Here is a 3940-nt window from a genome sequence, read left to right on the forward strand (position 1 = left end):
TAAGCGACAGGTGCTACCAGTCACGGCACTCTAACCCATAATTCCCGCTCAGGAGCGAACCTCGATCGAGTCCGTCGATATTCCGGGCGGAACGGAATGTGTGGTTCAGGCCATAGCAGCCTGAGCCGACCAATCATCAAACGCGGTTCTTGGCTGGACCAGCGCGTTCACGGCTCTCGCGCAAAATTGCGTGCACAAAAACACTTCGCCGCGATTCCCTTGCTGGACGCAGTAGCGAACGTTCTTATGGTGGCGCCTGCTGATGTGGTCAAAAACCAGCCGGGGTAATAACTTTTCAACGATGCGATTAATCAAGATCGAAAATCAATTGCTGGCCGAAGCTACCCAGCCAGCAGAGTGCCATTCGCCGTAGGGCGCACGGCCTCGGGGCACACAAATCGTGCCAAGGGCCGGCCGGGCCCTCGCGGCACACCAGCACTGCGACTCCACGAAGTGGTTCTCAGCCGGTTCCTGCAGGATCCGAAATTCGGCAAACGATTCCGCCAGAGTGCCCGCACACACGTTGCGTGAGCCTTTACTCCCGACAAGATGCCGTCCATGTCGGAAGCCGTCGCTGGCGTCCCTTACCCCCCGTGAGGATGAGGGCGCTCCGGAATGGTGAAATCATAGGGGACGGCGGGGTGAGCGCGCAGCTCGGGATCGTGGGCTGTCAGCCGCAAGGCGATCGTGGTTTGAAAACTAAACCAGCCGCCTTCCACCGTCGCCGTCATGCCGGCGTTAGGATCGAACGCAAAATTCCTTGCGAGTTCCAACGTGCGGAACGGTTGCAGGTCGAACGAGATTTCCACCTTCAGAGCCCATTCCGGTCCGTCCGCTTCGATCTGTGTCCCGACCGGAGGGTTTTGGTACATCACGTCCGCCGCCCCGGCTCTCGACAGAACCAGCCGAAACTCTGGTGGGCCTAAGGGTGAGTCCAAGACCAGCTTGGTCACCTCGATTGTCCACGGACCGTAGAAGACCAAGATCGGCTCCATCTTTCCTCTCCTCAGGGCTCGAGCCCGGCGCGACGGCTAAACTCGCTCGAGAAGCCGCCACCGCCATTGAACTGGGCAAGGGCCGCGCGCCAGGCCGTGAGCTTGGGCCCGAACCGCATCTCTACCTGCTGCGCGGTAGAGGGGTTGTACTGTCCCCAATGTAGGATCGCGCCCATGTTCGGGTTCAGCGCCAGCTTGGTGGCGAACTCGACCATCTCCTCGCTGCCGCTCATATCCTTCAGGCCCGAGACCTCCACCGCGCAGGTCCGCTCCCACTGCTGGGGCCCGATCAGCGCCTGCGTGGGGCCGGTGAACCGCAGAGAGGCGTAGCCCAGGCAAGCCTTGCCCTGCATCTCCTGCTGGATCTCGAAGGCGATCAGCGCATCAATGAAGGCGATCAGCCGGCTGTCGTTGGCGTCGAAGAACACCTCCACCGAGGCCACGTTGTGCTGGCAGCTGACGTCCAGATAGTCATGGCCTTCCATGATTGCGTAGCTTAGGGCGGCGGCGTCCTGGTCCCCCTGCAGCGACTGGAACACCTCATAAGCGATCAATTGCCAGGCGAAGAGGCCTGCCGCCCGCTTGGCCGGATCGGGCTCGTTCGGGTCCAGGAGCTTGTTTTTGATCTTCTCCATCGTCTCGCCCAGCCGGTCGTCGGCTCCGAGCGCGTCCAACAGCTCCTTGAGCGCCAGCGCTACCAGCGCCAGCGCGCCGAGCAAGCCCAGCAGGCCCACACCTCCCGCTGCCGCCACCGCCCCTATGCCCGCGCCCACCACCGCCCCGTTGCTTTCTACGAAGTCCTCGATCTCGTCGATCACGGCCGAGGTCAGACCGCTCAGGAAGCTGCCGCTCGTGCAGGCCTTCTCCAACATGGTTGGATCGCCGGCCTGCTCCGGATGGTCCGGCTTGGGCGTGAAGGGATGCGACTTGCCGGCCTTGGTAAAGTTGGGACTGTCGTCCGGGCCGCCGTCGCCGTCACCCACGCGCTCTGCGTGCCCCGCGGGTCCCATCGCCACGGGGATCTCCCAGCGCTTGGTCACCCCGGCGAGGTTGCGCATGAAGTTGAGGTGCGGCGTCAGGCACACCACCACTTGCAGAAAGCGCTGTTGGGCATCGGGCTTCTGGATGATCGTGTCCTGGAACAGGCCCGGATTGCCCGGCGAGCTGGCGGCAATCTGGGTCCGGATGTCCTGCCACAAGTGCATCCGGCGCCGCTCCCATAGCGAGTACTGCGGCACAGCCCGCAGCACCGCCGAATAGATCACGCCGAACCGCCCTACCGACACCACCACCGCGTTCAGGATCTGGTTGTCACGGATGATGTGGAAATTACCCGGTCCGCCGTAGATGTCCGCCCCATAGAGCGCCTTGAGTGCCGCATCGTCGGTCAACTGCGGATAGTAGCGCTCGTGGTCGACCCTCTCGATCCAGTAGTGCCGCCCCCCGTCCGCAACGAGGTGAACCGCCACCACCAGGTCGGCAACCGCCCCGCGGTCGAAGTCACCGCCGTGGGTTCCGGTGGAGAAGGCGCCCACTATCGTCTGGCCGCCGGAATTACCCAGGGTTTCGAGGCCCCACGGTCCGGCGAAATGCGGGCCCAGACGGCCCGCCAGGGTCGCGCGATTCAACCCGTGGTCCGTCTGATCCAGTTCGGCATAGAGCTGGTAGATGCGCTTGCCGCTCTCGACATGGATCAGCGCGCCGTATCGCGAGGGCCAGGCTTCCGATGCCATCGATTGCAGAACGTCCCGATGCAGGCATCCGGGCACGACGTCCAGCAGGGTCCGATCCATCGCCGGTACGAGATCCTGCGGGTCGTGAGTCTCAATGAAGCTGTGGTCGCTGATCGCCGCTTCCGACAGCGCCCAATGGCTGCCCGCCGCGCGGAGCCGCACCTCCGGTGACCGGTCCCGGCACAGTTCGATCAAATCGGCCAGGCCTCGCGGATAGTCAACCTCCGGAACCTGGTTCAGGAGGACCGTCCGCGGATCATCATGGAACCGTGTCCACGATCGGTTGAACTGCTTCTCCATCGCTGACTCGCCTCTGGACTAAGCTGCGGGCACCTAACCCTTTTGCGAGTCGCGATTTTAGACAAGACTATATTTAGTATATACTGCATCAATACGAAGTCAGAGGATTCTAGAGCCCGGGATCCTTAAATGGACGCGTATCCGGCGGCTTAGAGGTAGTTCCAGCACGGTCGCACCTACAATCTCGCCACAACCACGCTCGGCCTCCGGGCCGCGGCGACGGTCAGCGACAGCCTCCTGTTGACGGCCCGCTGCAAGCAGACTGGCGATATAGGCAGCCAGGGCTGAACGTTGGTCATGAACCATGTCTCGTTGTCCGCTTTTAGCGCGGACTTTTCAACATGAATCGACAGAGTGAACCGAAACGTTCTGCAAAATCCGCGCAAGCAGCGGAATTTTTAACATGATTTATCGATGGCCCTGCTGCTGGGTGGTGCAGGCAGGCCGTTGACCCGGCGGCGCGCCTCTGCAACGGCACCTTGAACACGCCTCTGCGATGTCGCGCAGCGAGCCCTTCTGCCTTTGCGGGCGGACCATCAGCCTTCATGGTCTCTGGTGTACCGATGGATCGCGATGCGCTGGTGGCTGAGGCGGGGCTCGACTGGCAGGCCTCCGACGCAATCAGCCTGGGTGTCACATACAGCGGCCAGATCGGTGAGCGGGCGCAGGATCATGCGCTCAAGGGAAACTCACCTGGCGGTTCTGAACCTCCGGGGCTCTCCCGCAACACAACGGACAATCGCTAATCTCGTAGCGATTGTTCTTCACTGCGGGACACTCTTTTTGGCCGCGGCAAAAATTCCGGACTTGAGCCGGAATGGAAGCTCCAGCCATTTTTGAGACAGAGGTTTTCGCGAACCTTCGTCGCCTAACTCCAAAGCCCCGTCGCAAGACGGTCACTTTTGGCTTAGA

The 3940-nt window shown here is 62.0% G+C and carries 3 protein-coding genes; 1 reads left to right on the top strand and 2 read right to left on the bottom strand.

The annotated features are described in order from the left end of the window. Positions 1–584: 584 nt before the first annotated feature. The gene (locus BN1233_RS28815; RefSeq protein ID WP_046867092.1) at positions 585–995 is read right to left on the bottom strand and encodes a hypothetical protein; all 411 of its coding nucleotides are present in this window, start codon (positions 993–995) and stop codon (positions 585–587) included. Between the two features lie 11 nt (positions 996–1006). Continuing rightward, positions 1007–3028 (bottom strand): FAD-binding oxidoreductase, encoded by a 2022-nt coding sequence (locus BN1233_RS43400; RefSeq protein ID WP_048710087.1) that lies wholly within the window; start codon positions 3026–3028, stop codon positions 1007–1009. A 563-nt stretch (positions 3029–3591) separates the two neighbouring features. On the opposite strand from BN1233_RS43400, the gene BN1233_RS28835 reads away from it, so the two are divergent. Continuing rightward, on the top strand, positions 3592–3774 hold the full coding sequence (locus tag BN1233_RS28835; RefSeq protein ID WP_046867096.1) for a hypothetical protein: 183 nt from the start codon (positions 3592–3594) through the stop codon (positions 3772–3774). Positions 3775–3940: the final 166 nt, after the last annotated feature.

Source organism: Microvirga massiliensis, assembly GCF_001006805.1.
Taxonomy (GTDB): Bacteria; Pseudomonadota; Alphaproteobacteria; order Rhizobiales; family Beijerinckiaceae; genus Microvirga; species Microvirga massiliensis.